Here is a 26,082-nt window from a genome sequence, read left to right as displayed (position 1 = left end):
TCACCACTGGTTGTACGGCAGGCCGTTGATGGCGCTGCCGCTCGACAGCGTGTGCACGTCGTAGACGTCGCGGCCTTCGCGCGGCGCGTCGTGCGGGCTGTCGTAGCTGCGCAGGCCCCAGGTCATCGCGGCCGGCGTCTGCGCATCGGCATGCAGCGGGTCGCGCGGCAGGCGGCGCAGGAAGTGGATGCGGGTCTTCTTCGGGCTGCGCGCGTCTTCGACGCCCTCGACCAGGATTTCGAGGTTGGGTGGATAGCCGCTCTCGTCGGCCTTCTTGAGGATGCGGCCGTCGTCGCTGGCCTGCTTGTAGGCGTCGATGGCGCCGCGGATCTCGCGCAAAGCGGCGCGCAACTCGTTCTCGCGGCCGCGCTTGACGCTCAGCTCGGCCAGCGGCAGCGCCACCGACGCGAGCACCGCGACGATCGTGGCCGTCACCAGCAGCTCGATCAGCGTGAAGCCGTGCGGGGCGTGGCGGCGGTGTTTCATGGCCGTGACGTCAGCTCCAGCGGCGCCGATCCCTCGATCGGCAGTCGCCGGTTCATCGGGTCGACCGCGACCAGGTTGCCGATCTGCAGCCGCGTGGTCGCGGCCGGGCCGCGTGTCTTCATGCGCAGCCTGATGAGCGGCCCGTCGCCTGTCGCCGAGCCGGTGCCGGACGCGCCGACGGTCGCGAACACGACCCCCAGCGTCGGGTCGATGCGCGGCGTGAAGACGGCCCGGCCGCCGACCGGGTCGAAATAGCCGCCGTCCTCGACCGCCAGCACCTCCAGCTGTGCGGCGTCGTAGCGCAGCTGGACCGAGGCGCCCTTGACGGGGCCGTCGCTGCGCGCCTGCAGCGCGACCACGAAGGGCTCGCCAGCCCGGATCGCTGCCGGCGCCAGCCACGACAGGTTCAGCGGCAGCGGCACGGCGGCCGGCGCCACCTCGCCGAGCGTGAGCGTCGGCGCGGTGCTGGCGGTGGCGGTGGCGGTGGCGGTGGCCGGCCCCAGCGCCACCGGGGTCATCGGTTCGATGAAGGGCGAGCGGGTGCGCACCGCCGCCTCGGTGCCCGACCAGAACTCGGCCAGCGTGGCGTCGGCCGGCTCGATGCCGCGCACCAGCTGCGGCGTGATCAGCAGCACCAGCTCGCGGCTGCGCCGGTCGGTGCGCTTGCTGCCGAAGATGCGGTCGAGCACCGGGAACTCGCCGAGGTAGGGCAGGCCGGCGCCGGTCTGCACGTCGTCGTCGCGGATCAGGCCCATCAGCGCCTGGGTCTCGCCGTCGCGCAGCCGCAGCACGGTGCTGGCGTTGCGCGTGCCGACCTCGTAGGCGGTGGTGCCGGCGTTGGTGCGGGTCTGGTTGCCCAGCGACGAGACGTCGAGGTTGATGCTGATCGCCACGCTGTCGTCGGCGTAGATGGTCGGCTCGGCCTCGATCTTGATGCCGACGTCGAGGTACTGGATCTGCTCGGTCGTGACCGGCGTGTTGTTCGAACCCAGATTGGTGGTGCCGACGATGGTGCTCGATATCACCGGCACCCGGTCGCCCACGTGCACGCGCGCCTTCTCGCGGTTGCGCACCCGCACCCGCGGATTGGCCAGGGTCTTGGTGTCGCCGTCGGTGCGCAGCAGCTTGAGCTTGTAGCCGGTGTCGACGCCGATGGTGCGGCGGTTGAGCTCGCCGATCTCGAACAGCTTGGCGCCGCTCGAACCCGGCCCGGCGAACTCGCTCGGGTAGGTGATGCCGAGGTCGCGCACCTTGGTGCGCGAGACCTCCAGGATCTCCAGCTCCAGCACGACCTCCGGGTCGGCCTTGTCCTGCGCGGCGATCAGCCGTTCGGCGGCGCGGATGACGTCGGGCGTGTCGCGCAGGAACAGCAGGTTGACCCGCTCGTCGATGAACACGTCGCGCACCTTGAGCATGGTGCGCAGCAGGTTGAGCGTCTGCTTCGGGTCGGCGTTGCCGATGTGGAAGGTGCGCATCACCAGCTCCTGGTGCTCGCGCAGCTTCTGCGGCGTGTTCGGGTAGACCAGCACGGTGTTGTCGGTGAGGATCTTCTTCTCGAGCTGGTGGTTGTGGATCAGCAGGTCGAGCGCATCCTCGACCCGCACGTCGCGCACGAAGATCGAGGCCTTGAGGTCGGGCCGGACCTCGCGGTCCATGATGAAGTTGATGCCGGCCGAACGCGCCAGCGCCTCCAGCACCAGCTTGAGCGGCGCGTCGCGGAATTCGAGCGTGACGGGCTTCTGCAGCCGCGACTTCAGCACCGGCACCGCCAGCGACTTCCTGCGCTCCTGCTCGCGCAGCGCGCGGTCGAGTTCGCGGGCGGCGGGGTGGCCGGGGTTCTCGGTCAGGATGGCCTTGACCATCAGGTCGGCGCCGGCGCTGTCGCCCGCGGCGAGCCGGGCGCGGGCGTCGCCGGCGAGCAGCTGGTGGCGCCGCGCCGCCTCGATCGTGGCCAGGCCGTTGGCGGCGCGGGTGTTCTTGGGGTCGATGCCGAGCGCTTCGCCCCAAGCCCGCGCGGCGGGTTCGAGCTGGCCGGCGCCGAACTCGGCGCTGCCCAGCGCGAGCAGGCGGTTGATGACCTGGTCGCGTGCCCGGAAGTACTGCAGCCGCCGTTCGGGGTCGCCGGGGCGGGCGTTCATGGCCTCTTCGTAGCGGACCAGCGCTTCCTTGTGCTGGCCCTGCTCGAGCTGGGCCTGGAAGTCCGGCGGCTGCGGCGTCGAGCAGCCGGCGCCGCACAGCATCGCCAGGGCGAGCCAGATCCTCGGCAGGGTGCGTGTCACGGGGGGGCTCCGATCGGCAGGGTCAGGGACTGCTGCTGGCCGAGCGGCAGGTAGGTGAAACGCAGCTGGCCGGCCTCGGCGCCGTCGATGCGGTAGCTGCTGTCGATCGCCTCGCCGGAGGCCTTCACGATCAGGCGCTCGCCCTGCAGCAGGTACCAGACGGTGCGCTCGGGCGATTCCTCCATCCGGCCCAGGTACTTGAACGGCAGCGGCGGCGCCTGCGGTGGCGCGGGCTGCGGCGGCGGCTGCCAGACCACCGGCGCCGGTGGCGCGGGCGGTGGCGCGACATGCCAGCTGTGCGCGGCAAACGCATCGGGCGCCTTGCCGCCGGCCGCGGTGCGGCGCGCGACCAGGCCGGTGTCGAGCGCCGACAGCGCCGCGTCGCGCCCGGTGATCGGCGGGTCGGCCGGCGTCGGTGCGCCGGCCCGGGCGGCTGATCGGGCGGCCGTTGCGCGGGCCGGCACCAGGCGGGGGGCGGTGGCCGAGGCTGTCATCGCTGTCGTCGATGTCGGCGCCGGGGAGGTGGGCGGCGCGTTGGGCGCCCCGACCGCGAGCGCCAGCAGGCCGGCCAGCGTGGCCAGCAGCAGGGCGGGGCGCCAGTGGCGGGCGGCTTTCATGGCACGAGGTAGAAGGTCAAGGTGATCTGCGCGTCGAGCCGGCCGTCGGCGATGTCCTGGCGCTGCAGCTGGATCTGGTCGAGCGACAGCGTCGGCAGCTCGCGCAGCACCGCGCTGACGAAGGCGCGCAGCGTCGTGTAGTCGCCCTGGATCGGCACCACCATGCGGTAGCGGTCGAGCTTCTGGCCGGGCGGGTGGCTGAGGCGGTACTCGGCGCGTTTCATCTCGAGCTGGTGGGCGGCGGCGATCGCGTGCACCCGTTCCAGCCCGAGCGCCAGCGGCGCGCCGTGGGTGGCGAAGTGGCCGTAGAACTGGTCGAGGCGGGCCTGCGGCGCATCCTGGCGCAGCAGCGCGTCGCTCATGCGTTCGAGCGTGGCGTCGCGCTGCTCGCGCTGCGTCTGCGCCGTCTCGATCTGCCGACCCAGCGGCCCCACCGCCAGCCATTGCGCCGCCAGCGCGGCGGCGATCAGGGCCAGGCCCGCGGTCAGCGCGTATGGCTGGCCGTGCCGGCGCAGCCACCACAGCAGGCGGTTCATGGCGCGGTTCTCCAGCTGGCGACGAGCGTGAACAGGTAGGGTCGCTCGGCCACGTCCTCGCGGATCTCGTGGTTGAGCAGGTGCACGCCGGCCAGCAGCGGCGCGCCCTCGGGATCGCGCGCCGGCGTTGTGCCCGCGCCGTCGCCCGGCGAGGCCTCCAGCCGGCGCATGAAGGCGAGGATGGCCGGGTAGTCGCGCGCCTCGCCGCGGATGCGCAGCGCGCCCTTGCCGGCGTCGGGCTCGATCGCCAGCAGGGCGGCGTCGGCCATCAGCGCGCCCTCGATCAGGCGGAACAGCGGCTCCCACGGCAGCGCCAGCTCCTGCAGGACCTGGCGCGCTGCGGCCAGCTCGCGCCGGGTCTCGTCGCTCACGGCCGCCGTCGGCGCGGCGATGGCCTGGTGCGGCCGGGCGCTGCGCTGCTGCAGCTGCGCCTGTTGCTCGTGCAGCGCGAGGTAGCCGAGGCCGGTGTGCGCGGCCAGCGCCAGGCCGGCGATCAGCAGCAGCCAGGCCGGCCAGGCCGGGCCGGGGCGCACCAGGTCGAGGTCGAGCCGCCGCAGCCGGGCGCCGCGCAGCGCGCGGGTGATCGCCTGCCGCGGGCGGCTTGCCGTGTCCAGCAGGCGCGCCGGTCGCGCGGTCGGCGCATCGGGCCAGCGGGCGCCTTCGCCGACCAGCAGCACGTCGAGCTGCGGCGGCACGGCGTCGGCGTCGAGGGTGGCGAGTTCACGCTCGACGGCTTCGGGCACGTCGTCGCCGGCGCGCCGGTTGCTGACTTCGAGCCAGCGGCCGCGGCCGAGCAGGCTCAGGCAGATCCGCCCCGGCTCGATCACCGCGAAGGCGCTGCGTTCGCCCGCCAGCGCGTGCCGCTGGCCGTTGCAGGCGCTCATCAGCAGCGGTTGCAGCGAGCGCAGCCGCAGGCCGTGGGCGGCCAGGCGGCGCTGCAGTTCGGTGAACAGGGCGCTGTCGATCGCGCAGGCGACGTGCGGCGCGCCCCAGCCGCCGTCGATGCGGATGGTCCAGTCGGCCGCAGCGGCGCCGTAGGTCTGCTCGAAGCGCACGCGGGCGAGCTGCGCCAGCTCGTCGGCGCCGGTCAGCTCGGCGTGCCACGGCAGCACGAGGTAGCGCACCCAGTGGTTGGACAGCACGACGGTGACGGCCTCGCCGCGCGCGTTGAACGCGCCGAGCAGCCCGTCGAGCGCATCGAGCGCGGCCTGCCACGCCGGCTCGCCGGCGCGTGGCGAGCAGGTCGCACCGGCCGCGTGGGCGGCGGGCCGGCCCGGCCACAGGCCCGGGCGCGTCAGCTCGACCCGCTCGGGCGCCAGCGCGACGTGCAGCCGCTCAGCCGACCAGCGTGACACGGTTGATCTCCTGCAGCGTCGACTCGCCGCGCCGCACGCAATCGAGCGCGGCCTCGCGCAGGAAGCGCGTGCCGTTGCGCGCCGCCGCCTCGCGCAGCAGCCGCGCCGGTGCGCCGGCCAGGATCAGCTCGCGCAGCTCGTCGTTGAGCAGCAGGATCTCGGCGATGGCACGCCGGCCGCGGTAGCCGGTGCCGCGACAGCGCCCGCAGCCGCGGCCGACGCGCAAGCGCCAGCCGTTCACCTGCTCGCGCGTCAGGCCCGATTCGGCCAGCAGCGCCGCGCCGGGCACACGCCGCACGGCGCATTCGTCGCAGACCTTGCGGATCAGGCGCTGCGCGACGATGCCGTTCATCGCGGTGACGAAGGTGAAGGGCTCGACGCCCATGTGCCTGAAGCGGCCGATGACGTCGAACACGTTGTTGGCGTGCACGGTGGTGAAGACCAGGTGGCCGGTGAGCGCGGCCTGCACGGCGATCTCGGCGGTTTCGGGGTCGCGGATCTCGCCCACCAGGATGCGGTCGGGGTCGTGGCGCAGGATCGAGCGCAGCCCACGCGAGAACGTCAGGCCCTTCTTCTCGTTGACGGGGATCTGCAGCACGCCGGGCAGCTGGTATTCGACCGGATCCTCGATGGTGACGATCTTGTCCTGGCCGCTGTTGATCTCGCTCAGCACGGCGTACAGCGTGGTGGTCTTGCCGCTGCCGGTCGGGCCGGTGACGAGCAGCATGCCGTAGGGCTCGCGGGCAAGGCGGCGCATGCGCGCCATGCTGTCGTCGTCGAAGCCCAGGCTGGCCAGCGTCAGGCCGAGCGTCTGCGCGGTCAGCGCCTGCTTGTCGAGGATGCGCAGCACCGCGTCCTCGCCGAAGATGCTGGGCATCACCGACACCCGCAGGTCGATCGCGCGGCCCTGGATCGAGACCTTGAAGCGGCCGTCCTGCGGCACGCGGCGCTCGGAGATGTCGAGCTCGGCCATCACCTTGATGCGCGAGATCACCTGCTCGGCCAGTTCGAGGCCCGGCACGTTGCCCACCGGCACCAGCACGCCGTCGATGCGGTAGCGGATCGTCAGGCCGGCGGGCGTGGTCTCGATGTGGATGTCGCTGGCCATCGACTTGAGCGCGTCGTAGAGCGTCGAGCTGACGAGCTTGACGACGGGGCTGCCGTCCTCGCTGATCGAGGTGATCGAGAGCGATTCGATCGCCTCGTCGTGTCGGTCGCCGCCGGCCAGGCCGGCGCCGAGCACCGAGTCCATCGCGCGCAGCGATTCCTCGTGGCGCGACAGGTAGGCGCGGATGTCGGCGCGGTGGGCGAGCCGCCAGTCGAAGGGCGACGTGATGCGCTCTTCGGCCCAGGCGCGCAGGCCGGCATCGAAGGGGTCGCCGATGACGACGAACAGCTCGCCGCCGGCCTCGCGCAGCACGAGGCATTCGCGCTGCGCCGCTTCGGCGAACGGCAGCACGTCGAAGGCGGCCTGCAGGCGGTGCAGGTCGTGCATGCCGAAGGCGCCCAGGCGCGTGCTCGCGGCCAGGGCGCGGATGAAGTCGGCGGGGGGCTGGGCGGCGGCGGCCTCGAGCGTGTCGAGCAGCCGCGCGCCGGTGTCGCGGGCCTGCGCACGCGCCGCCGCGATCAGGTCGGTCGCCAGCGGCTCGGCTCGAAAGGCGTTGGGCGCATCGATCAGCTTCATGGCGCGGTTGCCCCCGGCAATAAGGCAAATGCTAGCTTTCGAGCGGCCGTCCGCGACCCCGGCGGGGTGCGGCAAATCATCGCAGGCTTGATCTGACGCAAGGCCGGCAGGACGGTGGCTGCGGCGCGCCTGCGGGTTGTCCCCGAGCCGTGGTGCGCGCTACTTGATGCTGTCGGCCAGCTCGAAGATCGGCAGGTAGAGCAGCACCACGATCAGGCCCACCAGCGCGCCGATCAGCACCATCAGCGCGGGCTCGAACAGGCGCGTGAACCAGTCGATCGAGCGCGCCAGCTCGTCCTCGTAGAACAGCGCGATGCGCTCGACCATGTGCGGCATGCGGCCGGTGCGCTCGCCCACCGCGAGCAGACGGCGCGACACGTGGGTGGTCAGGCCGTGGCGGGCGAAGGCCTGCGACACCGGCTGGCCTTCGCGGATCTGCGTGGCGGCCTGTTCGAGGCGGCTGCGCAGCAGCGGCGACAGCAGGCCGCCGGCCATGTCCAGGCCGGTGGGCAGCGCGATGCCGCTGTCGAGCAGCATGCCCAGCGTGCGGTAGAAGCGGCTCAGCTCGTAGACCCGCAGGCGCTCGCCGATGGCCGGGATGCGCCAGATCTGCGGCCCGATCCAGCGCCGCACCGCCGGCCGGCTGGCGGCGAACACGGCCGCACCGAGCAGGCCGGCGAGCACGCCGAGCGTTAGCGCCGCATGGGCTTCGAGCAGCTGGCCCCAGCCGATCAGCAGCCGGGTCAGGAAGGGCAGCTGGCCACCGATCTCCTCGTAGATGCGGCTGAACTTGGGCACCACGAACAGCAGCATGAAGGCGGTGACGAGCAACCCCACGCCCATCAGCATCAGCGGGTAGACCGAGGCCGAGACGACGCGGCGGCGGATGCGGTCGAGCTGCTGGTGGTAGGCGAGGAAACGGCTCACGGCCTCCTGGATGTCGCCGGTGCGCTCGGACGCGCGCACGGTGGCGACGAACATCGGCGGGAAGACCGCGGGGTGGTGTTCGAGCGCGTCGGAAAAGCGCTGGCCGCGGTGCAGGTCGGTGCGCAGCTCGGTCAGGACGGCGGCGGCGCTGCGGCCGGTTTCCTTCTCGGCCAGCAGGTCGACCGCCTCGACCAGCGACAGGCCGGCGCCGAGCAGCGAGACGAGCTCTTGGCTGAACAGCTCGAGGTCGAAGCTCGGCCGCGGTCGCAGGTGCCAGCCGGCCAGCGGGTTGCCGGCCTGGATCGAGAGGATCTCCAAGCCCTGCCGCGTGGCGAGGCGGCGGGCCTCGTCGGCGTCGCCGGCCTCGATGTAAAGCCGGACCACGTCGCTGGCGCCGCGCAAGGCCTTGACGTTGAACTGGGCCAAATCCGCTCCCCTGCGTGGGCTGCGCGCGCCGGAAGGCGAGCGCCGTTGCAGCCCATAATATGGGCCATGTCCGCGACATTCTCATCCGCAGCGGCGCTCAGTTGGCAGCGTTGGCGTCAGCCTGCAGCCTGACCAACCCCTTGCGCCCGCCCGGGCGCACCAGACTCCCCCGACCGGCACCTCGCGTTGGCCTCGCCAACCCGGCCAGCGTGTACCGGGTGCGGGCACAGACACCGGGTGACGACGCGCACACACCACCGCGAACACCCAAGCAATCAACGGGATAGAACGCACATGCTGCTGATGATCGACAACTACGACTCCTTCACGTTCAACCTCGTGCAGTACTTTGCCGAGTTGGGCGAGGACGTGCGGGTGCACCGCAACGACGAGATCTCGATCGCCGAGATCGAGGCCCTCAAGCCCGACCGCCTGGTGCTGTCGCCGGGGCCGTGTTCGCCGGCCGAGGCGGGCATCTGCATCGAGAGCATCCGTCACTTTGCCGGCAAGCTGCCGATCCTGGGCGTGTGCCTGGGGCACCAGAGCATCGGCGCGGCGCTGGGTGGCCACATCGTGCGGGCGCAGACCCAGATGCACGGCAAGGCCGACACCATCACGACCGACCAGCAGGGCGTGTTCGCCGGGCTGCCGCGGCAGTTCAGCGTGGTGCGCTACCACTCGCTGGCGATCGAGCGCGAGAGCCTGCCGGCCGAGCTGGTGGTCACCGCCACCAGCGAGGACGGCGAGATCATGGGCGTGCGCCACAGGACGCTGGCGATCGAGGGCGTGCAGTTCCACCCCGAATCGATCCTCAGCGAACACGGCCACGCGATGCTGAAGAACTTCCTGCAGACGCGCTGAGCGCGTTCCGGCCCGACCCGACATTGCCCCAACGAGGAGCCTCATGAGCATCGCCAACATCGACGCGCTGACCCGCGTCATCGACCACCGCGAGATATTCCACGACGAGATGCTGGCGCTGATGCGCCGCATCATGAGCGGCGAGATGTCGCCGGTGATGATCGCGGCCTTCGCCATCGGCCTGCGCGTCAAGAAGGAAACCATCGGCGAGATCGCCGCGGCCGCGCAGGTGATGCGCGAGTTCGCCACGCCGGTGGCGGTGCCCGACAAGACGAACCTGGTCGACCTGTGCGGCACCGGCGGCGACGGCGTGCACACCTTCAACATCTCGACCGCGTCGATGTTCGTGGCCGCTGCAGCGGGCGCGCGCGTGGCCAAGCACGGCGGGCGCAGCGTGTCGTCGAGCTCGGGCAGCGCCGACGTGCTGGAGGCGCTGGGCGCGCACATCAACCTGACGCCCGAGCAGGTGGCGATCTCGCTCGAACGCTGCGGCATCGGCTTCATGTTCGCGCCGAATCACCACGCGTCGATGAAACACGCCGCGCCGGTGCGCAAGGAGCTGGGCGTGCGCACGATCTTCAACATCCTCGGGCCGCTCACCAACCCGGCGCTGGCGCCGAACCAGGTGATGGGCGTGTTCCACCCCGACCTGGTCGGCATCCAGGTGCGCGTGCTGCAGCGCCTGGGTTCGAGCCACGTGCTGATCGTGCACGGCATGAACGGCATGGACGAGATCTCGCTGTCGGGCGAGACGATGATCGGCGAGCTCAAGGCCGGCCAGATCAGCGAATACGTCGTGCACCCGGCCGACTTCGGCCTGCCGGTCTACGACACGCGGGTGCTCAAGGTGGCGAACAAGGAGGAGTCGGTGACGTGCATCCAGCGCGCGCTGGCCAACGAGGACGGCCCCGTGCGCGACATCGTGCTGCTCAACGCCGGCGCCGCGCTGTACGCGGCCGACGTGGTGACGTCGATCACCGACGGCGTGCGTGCCGCGCGCGAGGCGGTGGCTTCGGGCCAGGCGCTGGCCAAGCTGAGCCAGTACGTGGCGGTCACGCAGTCGTTCAAGACCGCGGTCTGAGGGGGCGGCGATGAGTGACATCCTGAACAAGATCGTCGCGACCAAACACGAGGAAATCGCCGCGGCGCGTGCGCATCGTGGCCTGGTCTCGTTGCGCGACGAAGCCGAAGCCCGCACCGACGTGCGCGGCTTCGAGGCGGCCATGCGCGCCAAGATTGCGGCGGGCCAGGCGGCGGTGATCGCCGAGGTCAAGAAGGCCAGCCCGAGCAAGGGCGTGCTGCGCGAGGATTTCCGCCCGGCCGAGATCGCCGCGAGCTACGAGCGCCACGGCGCCGCCTGCCTGAGCGTGCTGACCGACGCGCTCTATTTCCAGGGCTGCGCCGACTACCTGCGTCAGGCCCGCGCGGCCTGCGCGCTACCGGTGCTGCGCAAGGATTTCATGGTCGACGAGTACCAGGTGCACGAGGCCCGCGCGATGGGCGCCGACGCCATCCTGCTGATCGCGGCCTGCCTCGACGACGCGCAGATGGCCGATCTGGAGGCGGTGGCGCTGGCGCACCGCATGAGCGTGCTGGTCGAGGTGCACGATCGTGACGAACTGCAACGTGCGCTGCGCCTGAAGACGCCACTGCTGGGTATCAACAACCGCAATCTGCGCACCTTCGAGGTCACGCTCGACACGACGCTGGGCATGCTCGGAGAGGTGCCGTCGGATCGCCTGCTGGTCACCGAATCGGGCATCCTGGGGCGTGACGACGTGCAGCGCATGCGCGCGGCCCAGGTGCATGCCTTCCTGGTCGGCGAGGCCTTCATGCGCGCGTCGGATCCGGGCGTGGCGCTGGCCGCGCTGTTTGCCTGAGCCGGTGATGTCGGCATTGCTGTTACCGCCGGTCTGCGTGCCCGACAACCGGTTGCAGGCGCCGTTGGCCGACGCGTTTCGCCAGGTTGCGCCTCGTTGGCGCGGGCTGTGCGATCGATTCCTCGCCAGCGAGGCCGGTCGCTCGCTGTGCGTCGAGGTCGACCGGCGTGTGGCTGCCGGCACGCCGGTTTTTCCTCGCCAGCCGTTGCGTGCGCTGAGGGCGCTCGAGCCTGCCAATGTCCGGGTCGTGATCCTCGGGCAGGATCCGTACCACGGCGCCGGCGAGGCCGAAGGGCTGGCGTTTTCGGTCCCCGAGGGGGTCCGGATCCCGCCCAGCCTGCGCAACATCCACCAGGAACTGATGACCGACGTCGGCATCGCGCGGCCGGGTCACGGCAGCCTGTCCCGCTGGGTCGGGCAGGGCGTGCTGTTGCTCAACAGCAGTCTGAGCGTCGACCAGGACCGTGCCGGCAGCCACGCCCGTCTGGGCTGGCGGGACTTCACCGACGCCGTCATCGCGCAGGTTGCCGCCGATCCGTCGCCCAAGGTTTTCATGTTGTGGGGTGCCCATGCTCAAGCCAAGCGCGCGCTGATCAACGCCAGCGGCCCGGCGCATCTGTGTTTGTGCTCGAACCATCCATCGCCGTTGTCGGCACGCCGCCCACCGGTGCCGTTCATCGGCAGCGCCCCCTTCAGCCGTGCGGCTGGCTGGCTGGCGTCGATGGGACGAGGCGCGATTGATTGGCATTTGTAGATAAGCGCTTGCAACTCGCAAAATGCCATGGTAAAGTCGCTGGCTCGCTTCGGAGGGGTGCCCGAGTGGCTAAAGGGGGCAGACTGTAAATCTGTTGGCTTACGCCTACGCTGGTTCGAATCCAGCCTCCTCCACCAAGCGAAATGAAGAAGCAGAAAGATGGCGACGGCTGTTTTGATGTGAGGCGCGAGAAATTGCGCGATGGCTGCAGGTTGAATTTTTGTTTGGCCCTGTTTTGGGCGGCCGGGCAGCTTGTTCAGGCGGGAGTAGTTCAATGGTAGAACTTCAGCCTTCCAAGCTGATAGCGCGGGTTCGATTCCCGCCTCCCGCTCCAGTTCTGGTTTGGTGTCGTGAGTCGACACAGGTTTGTGTGCAAGGTCTGCAAACCTGTGTCGATGCCCATGTGGCTCAGTGGTAGAGCACTCCCTTGGTAAGGGAGAGGTCGCGCGTTCGATCCGCGCCATGGGCACCAACCATTTTTCTTCTCGCTTGATCGTTGAGTTGATCGCATTCAGGAGTTTGGAACATGGCTAAGGAAAAGTTTGAGCGGACCAAGCCGCACGTCAACGTCGGCACGATCGGTCACGTGGACCACGGCAAGACGACGCTGACGGCGGCGATCACGACCGTGCTGGCAGCCAAGTTCGGCGGCTCGGCCAAGGCGTACGACCAGATCGACGCAGCGCCCGAAGAGAAGGCACGCGGCATCACCATCAACACCGCGCACGTCGAGTACGAAACGGCCAACCGCCATTACGCACACGTCGACTGCCCGGGTCACGCCGACTACGTCAAGAACATGATCACCGGCGCCGCCCAGATGGACGGCGCGATCCTGGTGTGCTCGGCCGCCGACGGCCCGATGCCCCAGACCCGCGAGCACATCCTGCTGGCGCGTCAGGTCGGTGTGCCGTACATCATCGTGTTCCTGAACAAGTGCGACATGGTCGACGACGCCGAGCTGCTCGAGCTGGTCGAAATGGAAGTGCGCGAGCTGCTCGACAAGTACGAGTTCCCGGGTGACGACACCCCGATCGTGCACGGCAGCGCCAAGCTCGCCCTCGAAGGCGACAAGGGCCCGCTGGGCGAGCAGGCCATCATGAAGCTGGCCGATGCGCTCGACAGCTACATCCCCACGCCCGAGCGCGCGGTCGACGGCGCCTTCCTGATGCCGGTCGAAGACGTGTTCTCGATCTCGGGTCGCGGCACCGTGGTGACCGGCCGTATCGAGCGCGGCATCATCAAGGTCGGCGAAGCCATCGAGATCGTCGGCATCAGCGCCACGCAGAACACCACCTGCACCGGCGTCGAGATGTTCCGCAAGCTGCTCGACCAAGGTCAGGCGGGCGACAACGTCGGCATCCTGCTGCGCGGCACCAAGCGCGAAGACGTGCAGCGCGGCCAAGTGCTGTGCAAGCCGGGCAGCGTCAAGCCGCACACCCACTTCACGGGCGAGATCTACGTGCTGAGCAAGGAAGAAGGCGGCCGCCACACGCCGTTCTTCAACAACTACCGCCCGCAGTTCTACTTCCGCACCACCGACGTCACCGGCGCCATCGAGCTGCCCAAGGACAAGGAAATGGTCATGCCCGGTGACAACGTGTCGATCACGGTCAAGCTGATCGCCCCGATCGCCATGGAAGAAGGCCTGCGTTTCGCCATCCGCGAAGGCGGCCGTACCGTCGGCGCCGGCGTCGTGGCCAAGATCATCGCGTAAGTTTTCCGCAGGGGTATAGCTCAATTGGCAGAGCGTCGGTCTCCAAAACCGAAGGTTGGGGGTTCGATTCCCTCTGCCCCTGCCAGATCCTGAATTTTTGGGTTCTGGATTTCCTGGCCTCAAGGCAGCCCGCGGGACGTGTTCGCCCCGGCGGGCTTTGCTGCTGTTGGTTGGGTTTTGTTGTGCGGTGCTGCCGCCTATCCGAGTGAGTGTGATGTCCACCCAAGAAGTCGAAACCGTCTCCACCAGTGCCGACAAGGCCAAGCTGGCTGCTGCCGTGCTGCTGGTCGTGGGTGCACTGGTGGCGTATTACGCGTTGTCCAAGCAGGGTGTCTATGCGCAGTGGGGGGCGTTGCTGGTTCTCCTGGCGGCTGCAGTCGGCGCATTCCTGACGGCGGAGCAGGGCAAGGCGCTGGTCGCCTACGGTCGTGAGTCGGTGCGCGAAATGCGCAAGGTCGTGTGGCCGACTCGCAAGGAAGCCACGCAGATGACTGGCTACGTGTTTGCCTTCGTTGTCGTGATGGCTTTGTTCCTTTGGCTGACGGACAAGACCCTCGAGTGGGTGTTCTACGACCTGATCCTCGGTTGGAAGCGTTGAGTCTGTTTCGTAACCAGGCAGGGACTGAAAATGAGTGATATCCAGGCGGTCGCCCCGGCGGCAAACCCGATGCGTTGGTACGTGGTTCATGCTTATTCGGGCATGGAGAAGGCCGTCGAGCGCAATCTGCGCGAGCGCATCGACCGTTCCGGCATGCAGGCCAAGTTCGGTCGCATCCTCGTGCCGACCGAAGAGGTCGTCGAGATGAAGAACGGCAAGAAGGCCGTGACCGAGCGCCGCTTCTTCCCGGGTTATGTGCTGGTCGAGATGCTGATGGATGACGAGTCCTGGCACCTGGTCAAGAACACCAGCAAGGTGACGGGTTTCGTCGGTGGTGCCAAGAACCGCCCCACGCCGATCTCGGAAGACGAGGTCATGAAGATCGTCACCCAGATGCAGGAAGGCATCGAGAAGCCCCGGCCCAAGGTCGAGTGGGAAGTGGGTGAAGTGGTGCGTGTCAAGGAAGGCCCTTTCACCGACTTCAACGGATCGGTCGAAGAGGTCAACTACGACAAGAACAAGGTGCGGGTCTCGGTCACGATCTTTGGCCGTGCCACGCCGGTGGAGCTCGATTTCCACCAGGTCGAAAAGGTCTGACGCGCAAGCGTCGACTCGGTGGTCGCGCGGATGTCGCGGCCATGAGCTGGCAGGTGACGACCCCGTCCTGTCGGCCGTGCAAACGGGCGTTCCGCCCACGGGGTTGAATGACGAGGAGCCCGTGTTCCGGGCGCTTGAACTCGAGGAGCCATCATGGCAAAGAAGATCGTCGGCTTTATCAAGCTGCAAGTTCCGGCCGGCAAGGCCAATCCGTCGCCCCCGATCGGCCCCGCGCTCGGTCAGCGTGGTCTCAACATCATGGAGTTCTGCAAGGCGTTCAACGCGCAGACCCAGGGTATCGAGCCCGGACTGAAGCTGCCGGTGGTGATCACCGCCTACGCCGACAAGTCGTTCACCTTCATCCTGAAGAGCCCGCCGGCATCGGTGCTGCTCAAGAAGGCCGCGAAGATCGACAAGGGTTCGCCGCGTCCGCACCTCGAAAAGGTTGCCAAGCTGACCCGTGCTCAGCTCGAAGAGATCGCGAAGATCAAGGTCAAGGACCTCACGGCCGCCAACATGGACGCCGCAGTCCGCACCATCGCCGGCTCGGCCCGCTCGATGGGCATCAACGTCGAAGGGGTGTGAGATGGCCAAGCTGACGAAACGCCAAAAAGCCCAAGTGGGCAAGATCGAAACCACCAAGCTGTACGCGGTGGATGACGCGATCGCGCTGATCAAGGAATTCGCCGTCGCCAAGTTCGACGAGTCGATCGACGTGGCCGTCCAGCTCGGCGTCGACGCCAAGAAGTCGGACCAGGTGGTGCGTGGCGCCGTCGTGATGCCCAACGGCACCGGCAAGACCAAGCGCGTGGCCGTGTTCACCCAGGGTGCCAAGGCTGATGAAGCCCGTGCCGCTGGCGCCGACATCGTCGGCATGGACGACCTGGCTGCTGAAGTCAAGGCCGGCAACATCAACTTCGACGTGGTCATCGCCTCGCCGGACGCGATGCGCGTGGTCGGTCAGCTGGGCCAGATCCTCGGCCCGCGCGGCCTGATGCCGAACCCGAAGGTCGGTACCGTGACCGCCGACGTCGCCACCGCCGTGCGCAATGCCAAGGCCGGTCAGGTGCAGTTCCGCGTCGACAAGGGCGGCATCATCCACGGCACGATCGGTCGTCGTTCGTTCGACACCGACAAGCTCAAGGGCAACCTGCAGGCTCTGCTGGACGCGCTGAACAAGGCTAAGCCGGCTTCGAGCAAGGGCGTCTACCTGCGCAAGGTCGCGGTGTCGTCGACCATGGGCGTGGGCGTTCGGGTCGAAGTCGCCAGCATCACTGCGGGTCTGGCTGCCCAGTCCTGATGAATTGGGAAGCTTGCACGGGTCTGGTGCAGGTTTCCGACAGATTGGTGGGCTGATTCCGGCTTGTCCGGGGTCAGGTCATCCAAGACCGCTGGCGTCGGGTTGTTTCGGCAACCGGGCTTAATTGCCGGGCAGTTCTGCTGCTCGCGGCCAGCGCAGATGGCGAACCCGCCGCAAGGGTTTTTCCGTGGCAACACGGGTTCCTGAACGGCAAGGTCGCTGCAACCTGGTGTGCCCCCATCGTGCAAGCGCTGTGGGCACGTATTGAAGGAGTAGACCTTGAGTCTCAATCGCAACGATAAAGCAGCGGTGGTGGCAGAGGTGGCGGCCCAGGTGGCTCGCTCCCAGACGCTCGCCCTGGCCGAGTATCGTGGGCTCACCGTCGCCGACCTCGACAAGCTGCGCCGCACTGCGCGCGAGCAAGGTGTGTATCTTCACGTCCTGAAGAACACCCTGGCTCGCCGTGCAGTTGCCGGCACCGCTTTCGAATCGGCGGCCGAGTCCATGTCCGGCCCGCTGATCTATGGCTTCTCGGAAGACGCCATTGCTGCAGCCAAGGTGGTTGTCGACTTCGCCAAGACCAACGACAAGCTGGTCTTGAAGGGTGGTGCCTATGCAGGCAAGGCCCTCGACGTCAACGGCATCAAGGCTCTGGCATCGATTCCGAGCAAGGAAGTTCTGCTTGCCCAGTTTCTGGGACTGCTGCAGTCGCCGATCTCGCGCACCGCGCGTGTTCTGGCTGCACTGGCCGAGAAGCGTGCCGTCCCGGCTGCCGAAGAGGCCGTCGAAGCGACTGCCGACGTGGCAACCGAAGCAGCCGCAGGCTGAAGCAAACTCATTTACCGTATTTAGGAACCCAAAATGGCATTCGACAAAGACGCTTTCCTGACCGCCCTGGACAGCATGACCGTCCTGGAACTCAATGACCTGGTCAAGGCCATCGAAGAGAAGTTCGGCGTGTCCGCCGCTGCAATGGCCGCCCCGGGCGCCGGTGCTGGCGCTGCCGCCGCCGTGGTCGAAGAGAAGACCGAATTCAACGTCGTGCTGCTCGACGCCGGCGCTCAGAAGGTTTCGGTCATCAAGGCCGTGCGCGAACTGACGGGCCTGGGCCTGAAGGAAGCCAAGGACCTGGTCGACGGCGCTCCGAAGAACGTCAAGGAAGGCATCGCCAAGGCCGACGCCGAAGCTGCCCTCAAGAAGCTGCTGGAAGCCGGCGCCAAGGCAGAGATCAAGTAATCAACGGATGCGCTTCGTGCGCATTCGAGTTGCTTGCAAGGCTGGCCCTGTGGGGCCGGCCTTTTGGTGTTTCAAGGTCGGCAGCACCGCTGCTTGACCTTGGAGACCACCTGTAAAAGTCCGTGCAGCTAGGCTCGCGGTCTTTTCCAAGTGTTCTCTGAACCGACTGCAGAGAACGGGTTTGGTCGGGCCGAGGTGCAATGCCTTGGTTGTCCGCCAGCGGCTGGTAGTGGCCAGCCACCAAGCATCGGGCCGTCCTGTGTGACGTCAGCCCGCCAATGCCAGTCGCCGAACGATGCACTGTCCTGGCCCGACGGTGGTGTTCGACACGGAGTGATTGATGGCGAAAGCTTCCCCCTACAGCTATACCGAGCGCAAGCGCATTCGCAAGAGTTTCGGCAAGCGCGCAAGTGTGCTCAACGTGCCCTATCTGCTGACGATGCAGAAGGACAGCTACGTTGCCTTCCTGCAAAAGGACGTCCCGCCCAAACAGCGCAAGCCTGAAGGCCTGCAAGCGGCTTTCATCTCGGCGTTCCCGATTGTTTCGCACAACGGGTTCGTGGAGATGAAGTTCATCGAATTCAACATCGCCAAACCGCCGTTCGACGTGCGCGAATGCCAGCAGCGCGGCCTGACCTTTGCCGCCGCCGTGCGCGCCAAGCTGCAGATGATCGTCTATGACCGCGAGGCCTCGACCTCGCAGTCGAAGGTGGTCAAGGAGATCAAGGAGCAGGAGGTCTACATGGGCGAAGTGCCCTTGATGACCGACTACGGCTCCTTCATCGTCAACGGCACCGAGCGCGTCATCGTCTCGCAGCTGCACCGCTCGCCGGGCGTGTTCTTCGAGCACGACAAGGGCAAGACTCACAGCTCGGGCAAGCTGCTGTTCTCGGCGCGGATCATTCCGTACCGCGGATCGTGGCTGGACTTCGAGTTCGACCCGAAGGACATCCTGTTCTTCCGCGTCGACCGCCGCCGCAAGATGCCGGTGACGATCCTGCTCAAGGCGATCGGCCTGAACCCTGAGCAGATCCTGGCGCACTTCTTCAAGTTCGACAATTTCCGCCTGATGGACACCGGCGCCCAGATGGAGTTCGTCGCCGAGCGCATCAAGGGCGAGGTGGCCCGCTTCGACATCACCGACAAGAACGGCAACGTCGTCGTCGAGAAGGACAAGCGCATCACCGCCAAGCACATCCGCTCGCTGGACGCCTCGGGCACGCAGTACATCAGCGTGCCGGAAGACTTCCTGGTCGGCCGTGTCGTGGCGCGCAACATGGTCGACGCCGACACCGGCGAGATCGTTGCCAAGGCCAATGACGAGCTGACCGAGCTGCTGCTCAAGAAGCTGCGCAGTGCCGGCATCAAGGATCTGCAGTGCCTGTACACCAATGAGCTGAACCAGGGCGCCTTCATCAGCCAGACGCTGGCGTCGGATGAAACCGCCGACCAGCTCGCCGCGCGCGTGGCCATCTACCGCATGATGCGCCCCGGCGAGCCGCCGACCGAAGACGCCGTCGAGGCGCTGTTCCATCGGCTGTTCTACAACGCCGACACCTACGACCTGTCGCGCGTGGGCCGCATGAAGTTCAACGCCCGCGTGGGCCGCGAGGCTTCCGAAGGCGCGATGACGCTGGCCAACGACGACATCCTCGATGTCGTCAAGATCCTGGTCGACCTGCGCAACGGCAACGGCGAAGTCGACGACATCGACCACCTCGGCAACCGCCGCGTGCGTTGCGTGGGCGAACTGGCCGAAAACCAGTACCGCTCGGGCCTGGCGCGGATCGAGAAGGCTGTCAAGGAACGCCTCGGCCAGGCCGAGACCGAGTCCCTGATGCCGCACGACCTGATCAACTCCAAGCCGATTTCCGCGGCGCTCAAGGAGTTCTTCGGTGCGTCGCAGCTGTCGCAGTTCATGGACCAGACCAACCCGCTGTCGGAGATCACGCACAAGCGTCGTGTCTCGGCACTGGGCCCGGGCGGCCTGACCCGCGAGCGCGCCGGCTTCGAGGTGCGCGACGTGCACCCGACCCACTACGGCCGCGTCTGCCCGATCGAGACGCCGGAAGGCCCGAACATCGGCCTGATCAACTCGCTGGCGCTGTTCGCCCGCCTGAACGACTACGGCTTCCTCGAGACGCCGTATCGCCGGGTCAAGGACGGCATCGCGACGACGCAGATCGACTACCTGTCGGCGATCGAAGAAGGCAAGTACGTGATCGCGCAGGCCAATGCCTCGCTCGACGCCGACAGCCGCCTGACCGACGAGCTGGTCTCGGCACGTGAAAAGGGCGACTCGGTGCTGACGCAGCCCGAGCGCATCCAGTACATGGACGTGGCGCCGACGCAGATCGTGTCGGTGGCGGCGTCGCTGGTGCCGTTCCTGGAGCACGACGACGCGAACCGCGCGCTGATGGGCGCCAACATGCAGCGTCAGGCCGTGCCGGTCCTGCGCCCTGAAAAGGCGCTGGTCGGTACCGGTGTCGAGCGCGTGGCCGCGGTCGACTCGGGCACGGTGGTGACGGCGCGCCGCGGCGGCATCGTCGACTACATCGACACCAACCGCATCGTGATCCGCGTCAACGACGCCGAGACGGTGGCCGGTGAAGTCGGCGTCGACATCTACAACCTGATCAAGTACCACCGTTCGAACCAGAACACCAACATCCACCAGCGTCCGATCGTCAGCCGCGGTCACCTGGTCGGTGCCGGCGACGTGATCGCCGACGGTGCGTCGACCGACCTGGGTGAACTGGCGCTGGGCCAGAACATGCTGGTCGCGTTCATGCCGTGGAACGGCTACAACTTCGAAGACTCGATCCTGATCTCCGAACGCGTGGTGGCCGAAGACCGCTACACCTCGATCCACATCGAGGAACTGGTGGTGATGGCGCGTGACACCAAGCTGGGCCCCGAGGACATCACCCGCGACATCCCGAACCTGTCGGAGGCGCAGCTGTCGCGTCTGGACGAGTCGGGCATCGTCTACGTCGGTGCCGAGGTGAACCCGGGCGACGTGCTGGTCGGCAAGGTCACGCCCAAGGGCGAGACCACGCTGACGCCGGAAGAGAAGCTGCTGCGCGCGATCTTCGGCGAGAAGGCCTCGGACGTGAAGGACACCTCGCTGCGCGTGGATCAAGGCACGAGCGGCACCGTCATCGACGTGCAGGTCTTCACCCGTGAAGGCATCACCCGCGACAAGCGCGCCCAGCAGATCATCGACGACGAGCTCAAGCGCTTCCGCCTCGACCTGAACGACCAGCTGCGCATCGTCGAAGCCGACGCGTTCGACCGGATCGAGAAGCTGCTGACCGGCAAGATCGCCAACGGCGGCCCGCGCAAGATCGCCAAGGGCACGGTGATCGACAAGGCCTACCTGACCGACGTCGAGAAGTACCACTGGTTCGACATCCGTCCGGCCGAAGACGAAGCCGCCAACCAGCTCGAGTCGATCAAGAACTCGCTCGAGCAGACGCGTCACAGCTTCGACCTGGCCTTCGAAGAAAAGCGCAAGAAGCTCACGCAGGGCGATGAACTGCCGGCCGGCGTGCTGAAGATGGTCAAGGTGTACCTGGCCGTCAAGCGCCGCCTGCAGCCGGGCGACAAGATGGCCGGCCGTCACGGCAACAAGGGCGTGGTCTCCAAGATCACCCCGATCGAGGACATGCCGTACATGGCCGACGGTACCCCCGCCGACATCGTGCTCAACCCGCTGGGCGTGCCTTCGCGGATGAACGTGGGTCAGGTGCTGGAAGTCCACCTCGGCTGGGCCGGCAAGGGCATCGGCCAGCGCATCGGCGACATGCTGCAAGGCGAGGCCCGCGTGGCCGAGCTGCGCAAGTTCTTCGACGAGCTCTACAACCAGTCGGGCGGCAAGTCCGAATCGCTGGATGACCTGAGCGACGAGGACGTCATCGAGATGGCCGGCAACCTGTCCAACGGCGTGCCGTTCGCCACGCCGGTGTTCGACGGTGCCAAGGAAGAAGAGATCCGCGGCATGCTCAAGCTGGCGTACCCGGACGACATCGCCGCACGCAAGGGCCTGACGCCCACGCGCACGCAGGCCTGGCTGTGCGACGGCCGCACCGGCGAGCAGTTCGAGCGCCCGGTCACGGTCGGCTACATGCACGTGCTGAAACTGCACCACCTGGTCGACGACAAGATGCACGCCCGCTCGACCGGCCCGTACTCGCTCGTCACCCAGCAGCCGCTGGGCGGCAAGGCGCAGTTCGGTGGTCAGCGCTTCGGTGAAATGGAAGTGTGGGCACTTGAAGCGTACGGCGCGGCCTATGTGCTGCAGGAGATGCTCACGGTGAAGTCCGATGACGTCAACGGCCGTACCAAGGTCTACGAAAGCATCGTCAAGGGTGAACATTCGATCGACGCGGGCATGCCCGAATCGTTCAATGTGCTGGTCAAGGAAATTCGCTCGCTCGGTATCGACATCGAGCTCGAGCGCAACTAAAGGAGAAGATGCATGAAGGGACTACTCGACCTTTTCAAGCAGTTCACCCCGGATGAACATTTCGACGCGATCAAGATCGGGCTTGCCAGCCCGGAGAAGATCCGTTCGTGGTCGTTCGGCGAGGTGAAGAAGCCCGAGACCATCAACTACCGGACCTTCAAGCCCGAACGTGACGGCCTGTTCTGCGCCAAGATCTTCGGCCCGATCAAGGACTACGAGTGCCTGTGCGGCAAGTACAAGCGCCTCAAGCACCGCGGCGTGATCTGCGAGAAGTGCGGCGTCGAAGTCACGCAGACCAAGGTTCGCCGTGACCGCATGGGTCACATCGACCTGGCGGCGCCGTGCGCGCACATCTGGTTCCTGAAGTCGCTGCCGTCGCGTCTGGGCCTGGTGCTCGACATGACGCTGCGCGACATCGAGCGGGTGCTGTACTTCGAAGCGTACGTGGTGACCGACCCGGGCATGACTCCGCTGAAGAAGTTCAGCATCATGACCGAGGACGACTACGACACCAAGAAGCGCGAATTCGGCGACGAGTTCGTCGCACTGATGGGCGCCGAAGGCATCAAGCAGCTGCTGCAGGAGATGGATCTCGACACCGAGATCGACAAGCTGCGCAACGACATGACCGGCAGCGAGCTGAAGGTCAAGAAGAATTCCAAGCGCCTGAAGGTGATGGAAGCCTTCAAGAAGTCGGGCATCAAGCCCAACTGGATGGTCATGGACGTGCTGCCGGTGCTGCCGCCGGACCTGCGCCCGCTGGTGCCGCTGGACGGCGGTCGTTTCGCGACCTCCGACCTGAACGACCTGTATCGCCGCGTCATCAACCGCAACAACCGCCTGGCGCGGCTGCTCGAGCTGAAGGCGCCCGAGATCATCGTGCGCAACGAGAAGCGCATGCTGCAGGAGGCGGTCGACTCGCTGCTCGACAACGGCCGTCGCGGCAAGGCGATGACCGGTGCCAACAAGCGTGCGCTGAAGTCGCTGGCCGACATGATCAAGGGCAAGAGCGGCCGCTTCCGCCAGAACTTGCTGGGCAAGCGCGTCGACTACTCGGGCCGTTCGGTCATCACCGTGGGCCCGTACCTCAAGCTGCACCAGTGCGGCCTGCCCAAGCTGATGGCGCTGGAGCTGTTCAAGCCCTTCATCTTCTCGCGCCTCGAGGCGATGGGCATCGCGTCCACCATCAAGCAGGCCAAGAAGGAAGTCGAATCCGGCACGCCGGTGGTGTGGGACATCCTTGAGGAAGTGATCAAGGAACACCCGGTGATGCTCAACCGCGCACCGACCCTGCACCGCCTGGGCATCCAGGCCTTCGAGCCGGTGCTGATCGAAGGCAAGGCGATCCAGCTGCATCCGCTGGTCTGCTCGGCCTTCAACGCCGACTTCGACGGCGACCAGATGGCCGTGCACGTGCCGCTGTCGATCGAGGCGCAGATGGAAGCCCGCACGCTGATGCTGGCGTCGAACAACGTGCTGTTCCCGGCTTCGGGCGAGCCGTCGATCGTGCCGTCGCAGGACGTGGTGCTGGGTCTGTACTACGCGACCCGCGAGCGCACCAACGGTCTCGGCGAAGGCATGATCTTCTCCGACGTGGTCGAAGTGCAGCGCGCACTCGACAACAAGGTGGTCGAGATCACCGCCAGGATCAGCGTGCGCCTGACCGAATGGCTGCGCCCTGAAGACGGCAGCGACAACTTCGAGCCGCACACCAGCCTGATCCACACCACGGTCGGCCGTGCGCTGCTGTCGGAGATCCTGCCCAAGGGCCTGCCGTTCAGCGTGATGAACAAGGCGCTGAAGAAGAAGGAGATCTCGCGCCTGATCAACACCGCCTTCCGCAAGTGCGGCCTGAAGGCCACGGTGGTGTTCGCCGACAAGCTGCTGCAGAGCGGCTTCCGTCTCGCCACGCGTGCCGGCATCTCGATCGCGATCGACGACATGCTGGTGCCCAAGCAGAAGCAGATGCTGATCGAGCGGGCCGAGAACGAGGTCAAGGAGATCGAGCAGCAGTACGTCTCGGGTCTGGTGACGGCCGGCGAGCGCTACAACAAGGTGGTCGACATCTGGGGCAAGACCGGCGACGAGGTCGGCAAGGTCATGATGAGCCAGCTGTCCAAGCAGAAGGTCATCGACCGCAACGGCAAGGAAGTGGACCAGGAGTCGTTCAACTCGATCTACATGATGGCCGACTCGGGCGCGCGGGGTTCTGCCGCCCAGATCCGCCAGCTCGCCGGCATGCGCGGCCTGATGGCCAAGCCGGACGGCTCGATCATCGAGACGCCGATCACGGCGAACTTCCGCGAAGGCCTGAACGTTCTGCAGTACTTCATCTCCACCCACGGCGCCCGCAAGGGCCTGGCGGACACGGCGCTGAAGACCGCGAACTCGGGTTACCTGACGCGTCGCCTGGTCGACGTGACGCAGGACCTGGTCGTGATCGAGGACGACTGCGGCACCGACAACGGCATGGCGATGCGTGCGCTGGTCGAAGGTGGCGAAGTGATCGAATCGCTGCGCGACCGCATCCTCGGCCGTGTCACCGCGATCGACGTCACGCACCCCGAGACGCAGGAAGTGCTCGTGCTCGCCGGCAAGATGCTCGACGAGGACACGATGGAAGTGCTCGAGGCGGCAGGCGTCGACGAAGTCAAGGTCCGCACCTCGCTGACCTGCGACACGCGTTTCGGCATCTGCGCCAAGTGCTACGGCCGTGACCTCGGCCGTGGCGGCCTGGTCAACCAGGGCGAGGCGGTCGGCGTGATCGCCGCCCAGTCGATCGGCGAGCCGGGCACGCAGCTGACGATGCGGACCTTCCACATCGGCGGCGCGGCTTCGCGCGCAGCGGTGGCCTCGAGCGTCGACGCCAAGAGCGACGGCATCATCGGCTTCAACAGCACGATGCGCTACGTCACCAACGCCAAGGGCGAGCTGGTGGTGATTTCGCGTTCCGGCGAGATCATCATCACCGACCCGCACGGCCGCGAGCGTGAGCGTCACAAGGTGCCGTACGGCGCGATCCTGAACGTCAAGCCCGACCAGACCCTCAAGGCCGGCACGATCCTGGGCAACTGGGATCCGCTGACGCGTCCGATCATCACCGAGTTCGCCGGCCATACCCGCTTCGAGAACGTCGAAGAAGGCGTGACCGTGGCCAAGCAGGTCGACGAAGTGACCGGCCTGTCGACGCTGGTGGTCATCGACCCGAAGCGCCGCGGTTCGGCCAAGGTGGTGCGTCCGCAGGTCAAGCTGCTCGACGTCAACGGCCAGGAAGTCAAGATCCCCGGTACCGACCACTCGGTGACGATCGGCTTCCCGATCGGCGCGCTGATCCAGGTGCGCGACGGCCAGGACGTGATGCCTGGCGAAGTGCTGGCGCGTATCCCGGTCGAAGGCCAGAAGACGCGTGACATCACCGGCGGTCTGCCGCGGGTGGCCGAGCTGTTCGAGGCCCGCACGCCCAAGGACAAGGGCATCCTGGCCGAGGTCACCGGCACGGTGTCGTTCGGCAAGGAGACCAAGGGCAAGGTCCGGCTGCAGATCACCGATCCGGAAGGCAAGGTCTACGAAGAGCTGGTGCCCAAGGAAAAGAACATCGTGGTGCACGAAGGCCAGGTGGTCAACAAGGGCGAGTCGATCATCGACGGCCCGGCCGATCCGCAGGACATCCTGCGTCTGCTGGGGGTCGAGGAACTGGCGCGCTACATCGTCGACGAAGTGCAGGACGTCTATCGCCTGCAGGGCGTGAAGATCAACGACAAGCACATCGAGGTGATCGTTCGCCAGATGCTGCGCCGCGTGCAGATCACCAACCCGGGCGATTCGCACTACATCCTGGGCGAGCAGGTCGAGCGGTCCGAGCTGTTCGGCACCAACGACAAGCTGCGCGCGCAGGACAAGCTGCCGGCCACCTACTCCGACGTGCTGCTGGGCATCACCAAGGCCTCTTTGTCGACCGACTCGTTCATCTCGGCGGCTTCCTTCCAGGAAACGACCCGGGTGCTCACCGAGGCGGCCATCATGGGCAAGCGCGACGAGCTGCGTGGTCTGAAGGAAAACGTCATCGTCGGCCGTCTGATCCCGGCTGGTACCGGCATGGCGTATCACCAGGCGCGCAAGGCCAAGGACGAGCTCGACGACAACGAGCGTCGCCTGATCGCCATGCAGGAGGCGCAGGAAGCGCTGGCTGCCGTGGATGCCGACATGGCTGACTCCGCGGGGAACGCGGCGGAGTAAGGCGCCACACACGTGCGTCACGGCGCTTGCCGAGACGCGTGTAGATGCCAGTCTGAAGGCCCGCCTTGGCGGGCCTTTTTTCGCCCTCGTGAACCCGTGGCGGATCGGTTCAGGGCACCAGGCGG

20 protein-coding genes and 4 tRNA genes are annotated in these 26,082 nt (G+C 67.1%); 17 read left to right on the top strand and 7 right to left on the bottom strand.

The features are described 5' to 3' along the window. The 7 genes from LCHO_RS19355 to LCHO_RS19325 all read right to left on the bottom strand — a co-directional run bounded on the left by LCHO_RS19355 (position 1) and on the right by LCHO_RS19325 (position 8,310). Positions 1-486 (bottom strand): type II secretion system protein, encoded by a 486-nt coding sequence (locus LCHO_RS19355; RefSeq protein WP_012348885.1) that lies wholly within the window; start codon positions 484-486, stop codon positions 1-3. Next, positions 483-2,765 carry a secretin and TonB N-terminal domain-containing protein gene (locus LCHO_RS19350; protein ID WP_012348884.1) on the bottom strand — a complete coding sequence of 761 codons (2,283 nt, stop codon included), beginning with the start codon at positions 2,763-2,765 and terminating at the stop codon, positions 483-485. Before LCHO_RS19350 ends, LCHO_RS19355 begins: the two co-directional genes overlap by 4 nt. Beyond that, positions 2,762-3,382, bottom strand: coding sequence for a hypothetical protein (locus LCHO_RS23785; protein ID WP_012348883.1), 621 nt, complete (start codon positions 3,380-3,382; stop codon positions 2,762-2,764). Before LCHO_RS23785 ends, LCHO_RS19350 begins: the two co-directional genes overlap by 4 nt. Then, positions 3,379-3,918 (bottom strand): GspMb/PilO family protein, encoded by a 540-nt coding sequence (locus LCHO_RS22390; protein WP_012348882.1) that lies wholly within the window; start codon positions 3,916-3,918, stop codon positions 3,379-3,381. Before LCHO_RS22390 ends, LCHO_RS23785 begins: the two co-directional genes overlap by 4 nt. Then, positions 3,915-5,273, bottom strand: coding sequence for a PilN domain-containing protein (locus tag LCHO_RS22385; protein ID WP_012348881.1), 1,359 nt, complete (start codon positions 5,271-5,273; stop codon positions 3,915-3,917). The genes LCHO_RS22390 and LCHO_RS22385 overlap by 4 nt, the downstream gene beginning before the upstream one ends. Further along, complete coding sequence (locus LCHO_RS19330; RefSeq protein ID WP_012348880.1) at positions 5,254-6,957, bottom strand: GspE/PulE family protein; 1,704 nt, start codon at positions 6,955-6,957, stop codon at positions 5,254-5,256. The genes LCHO_RS22385 and LCHO_RS19330 overlap by 20 nt, the downstream gene beginning before the upstream one ends. A 159-nt stretch (positions 6,958-7,116) precedes the next feature. Then, complete coding sequence (locus LCHO_RS19325; protein WP_012348879.1) at positions 7,117-8,310, bottom strand: type II secretion system F family protein; 1,194 nt, start codon at positions 8,308-8,310, stop codon at positions 7,117-7,119. 294 nt (positions 8,311-8,604) lie between these two features. On the opposite strand from LCHO_RS19325, the gene LCHO_RS19320 reads away from it, so the two are divergent. The 17 genes from LCHO_RS19320 to rpoC all read left to right on the top strand — a co-directional run bounded on the left by LCHO_RS19320 (position 8,605) and on the right by rpoC (position 25,957). Then, complete coding sequence (locus tag LCHO_RS19320) at positions 8,605-9,171, top strand: anthranilate synthase component II (protein WP_012348878.1); 567 nt, start codon at positions 8,605-8,607, stop codon at positions 9,169-9,171. 43 nt (positions 9,172-9,214) lie between these two features. Then, complete coding sequence (trpD, locus tag LCHO_RS19315; RefSeq protein WP_012348877.1) at positions 9,215-10,252, top strand: anthranilate phosphoribosyltransferase; 1,038 nt, start codon at positions 9,215-9,217, stop codon at positions 10,250-10,252. A 10-nt stretch (positions 10,253-10,262) separates the two neighbouring features. Further along, positions 10,263-11,051: an indole-3-glycerol phosphate synthase TrpC gene (gene trpC / locus LCHO_RS19310; RefSeq protein ID WP_012348876.1), complete on the top strand. Its 789-nt coding sequence runs from the start codon at positions 10,263-10,265 to the stop codon at positions 11,049-11,051. Positions 11,052-11,058: 7 nt separating this feature from the next. Beyond that, complete coding sequence (locus LCHO_RS19305) at positions 11,059-11,805, top strand: uracil-DNA glycosylase (RefSeq protein WP_012348875.1); 747 nt, start codon at positions 11,059-11,061, stop codon at positions 11,803-11,805. Positions 11,806-11,856: 51 nt separating this feature from the next. Beyond that, positions 11,857-11,942: transfer RNA gene (locus tag LCHO_RS19300), tRNA-Tyr, on the top strand. A gap of 123 nt (positions 11,943-12,065) precedes the next feature. Then, positions 12,066-12,139, top strand: a tRNA-Gly gene (locus tag LCHO_RS19295). 63 nt (positions 12,140-12,202) lie between these two features. Further along, positions 12,203-12,277: transfer RNA gene (locus tag LCHO_RS19290), tRNA-Thr, on the top strand. A gap of 54 nt (positions 12,278-12,331) precedes the next feature. After that, positions 12,332-13,522: an elongation factor Tu gene (gene tuf / locus LCHO_RS19285; RefSeq protein WP_012348865.1), complete on the top strand. Its 1,191-nt coding sequence runs from the start codon at positions 12,332-12,334 to the stop codon at positions 13,520-13,522. 9 nt (positions 13,523-13,531) lie between these two features. Then, a tRNA-Trp gene (locus LCHO_RS19280) sits at positions 13,532-13,607 on the top strand. 129 nt (positions 13,608-13,736) lie between these two features. Continuing rightward, positions 13,737-14,120 (top strand): preprotein translocase subunit SecE, encoded by a 384-nt coding sequence (gene secE / locus LCHO_RS19275; RefSeq protein WP_012348874.1) that lies wholly within the window; start codon positions 13,737-13,739, stop codon positions 14,118-14,120. Positions 14,121-14,150: 30 nt separating this feature from the next. Next, entirely contained in the window at positions 14,151-14,717 is a 567-nt protein-coding gene (nusG, locus tag LCHO_RS19270) for a transcription termination/antitermination protein NusG (protein ID WP_012348873.1), read from the top strand. 153 nt (positions 14,718-14,870) lie between these two features. Continuing rightward, complete coding sequence (gene rplK, locus LCHO_RS19265; RefSeq protein WP_012348872.1) at positions 14,871-15,302, top strand: 50S ribosomal protein L11; 432 nt, start codon at positions 14,871-14,873, stop codon at positions 15,300-15,302. Position 15,303: 1 nt separating this feature from the next. After that, positions 15,304-16,017 (top strand): 50S ribosomal protein L1, encoded by a 714-nt coding sequence (gene rplA / locus LCHO_RS19260; RefSeq protein WP_012348871.1) that lies wholly within the window; start codon positions 15,304-15,306, stop codon positions 16,015-16,017. A 279-nt stretch (positions 16,018-16,296) separates the two neighbouring features. After that, positions 16,297-16,845: a 50S ribosomal protein L10 gene (rplJ, locus tag LCHO_RS19255; protein WP_012348870.1), complete on the top strand. Its 549-nt coding sequence runs from the start codon at positions 16,297-16,299 to the stop codon at positions 16,843-16,845. Between the two features lie 33 nt (positions 16,846-16,878). Continuing rightward, on the top strand, positions 16,879-17,253 hold the full coding sequence (gene rplL / locus LCHO_RS19250; RefSeq protein WP_012348869.1) for a 50S ribosomal protein L7/L12: 375 nt from the start codon (positions 16,879-16,881) through the stop codon (positions 17,251-17,253). A gap of 340 nt (positions 17,254-17,593) precedes the next feature. Then, entirely contained in the window at positions 17,594-21,721 is a 4,128-nt protein-coding gene (gene rpoB, locus LCHO_RS19245) for a DNA-directed RNA polymerase subunit beta (protein ID WP_012348868.1), read from the top strand. Between the two features lie 12 nt (positions 21,722-21,733). Then, positions 21,734-25,957 carry a DNA-directed RNA polymerase subunit beta' gene (rpoC, locus tag LCHO_RS19240; RefSeq protein WP_012348867.1) on the top strand — a complete coding sequence of 1,408 codons (4,224 nt, stop codon included), beginning with the start codon at positions 21,734-21,736 and terminating at the stop codon, positions 25,955-25,957. Positions 25,958-26,082 lie beyond the last annotated feature (125 nt).

Source organism: Leptothrix cholodnii SP-6 (assembly GCF_000019785.1).
In the GTDB taxonomy this organism is placed as follows: Bacteria; Pseudomonadota; Gammaproteobacteria; order Burkholderiales; family Burkholderiaceae_C; genus Sphaerotilus; species Sphaerotilus cholodnii.
This window is presented reverse-complemented; position numbering and strand designations above follow the sequence as displayed.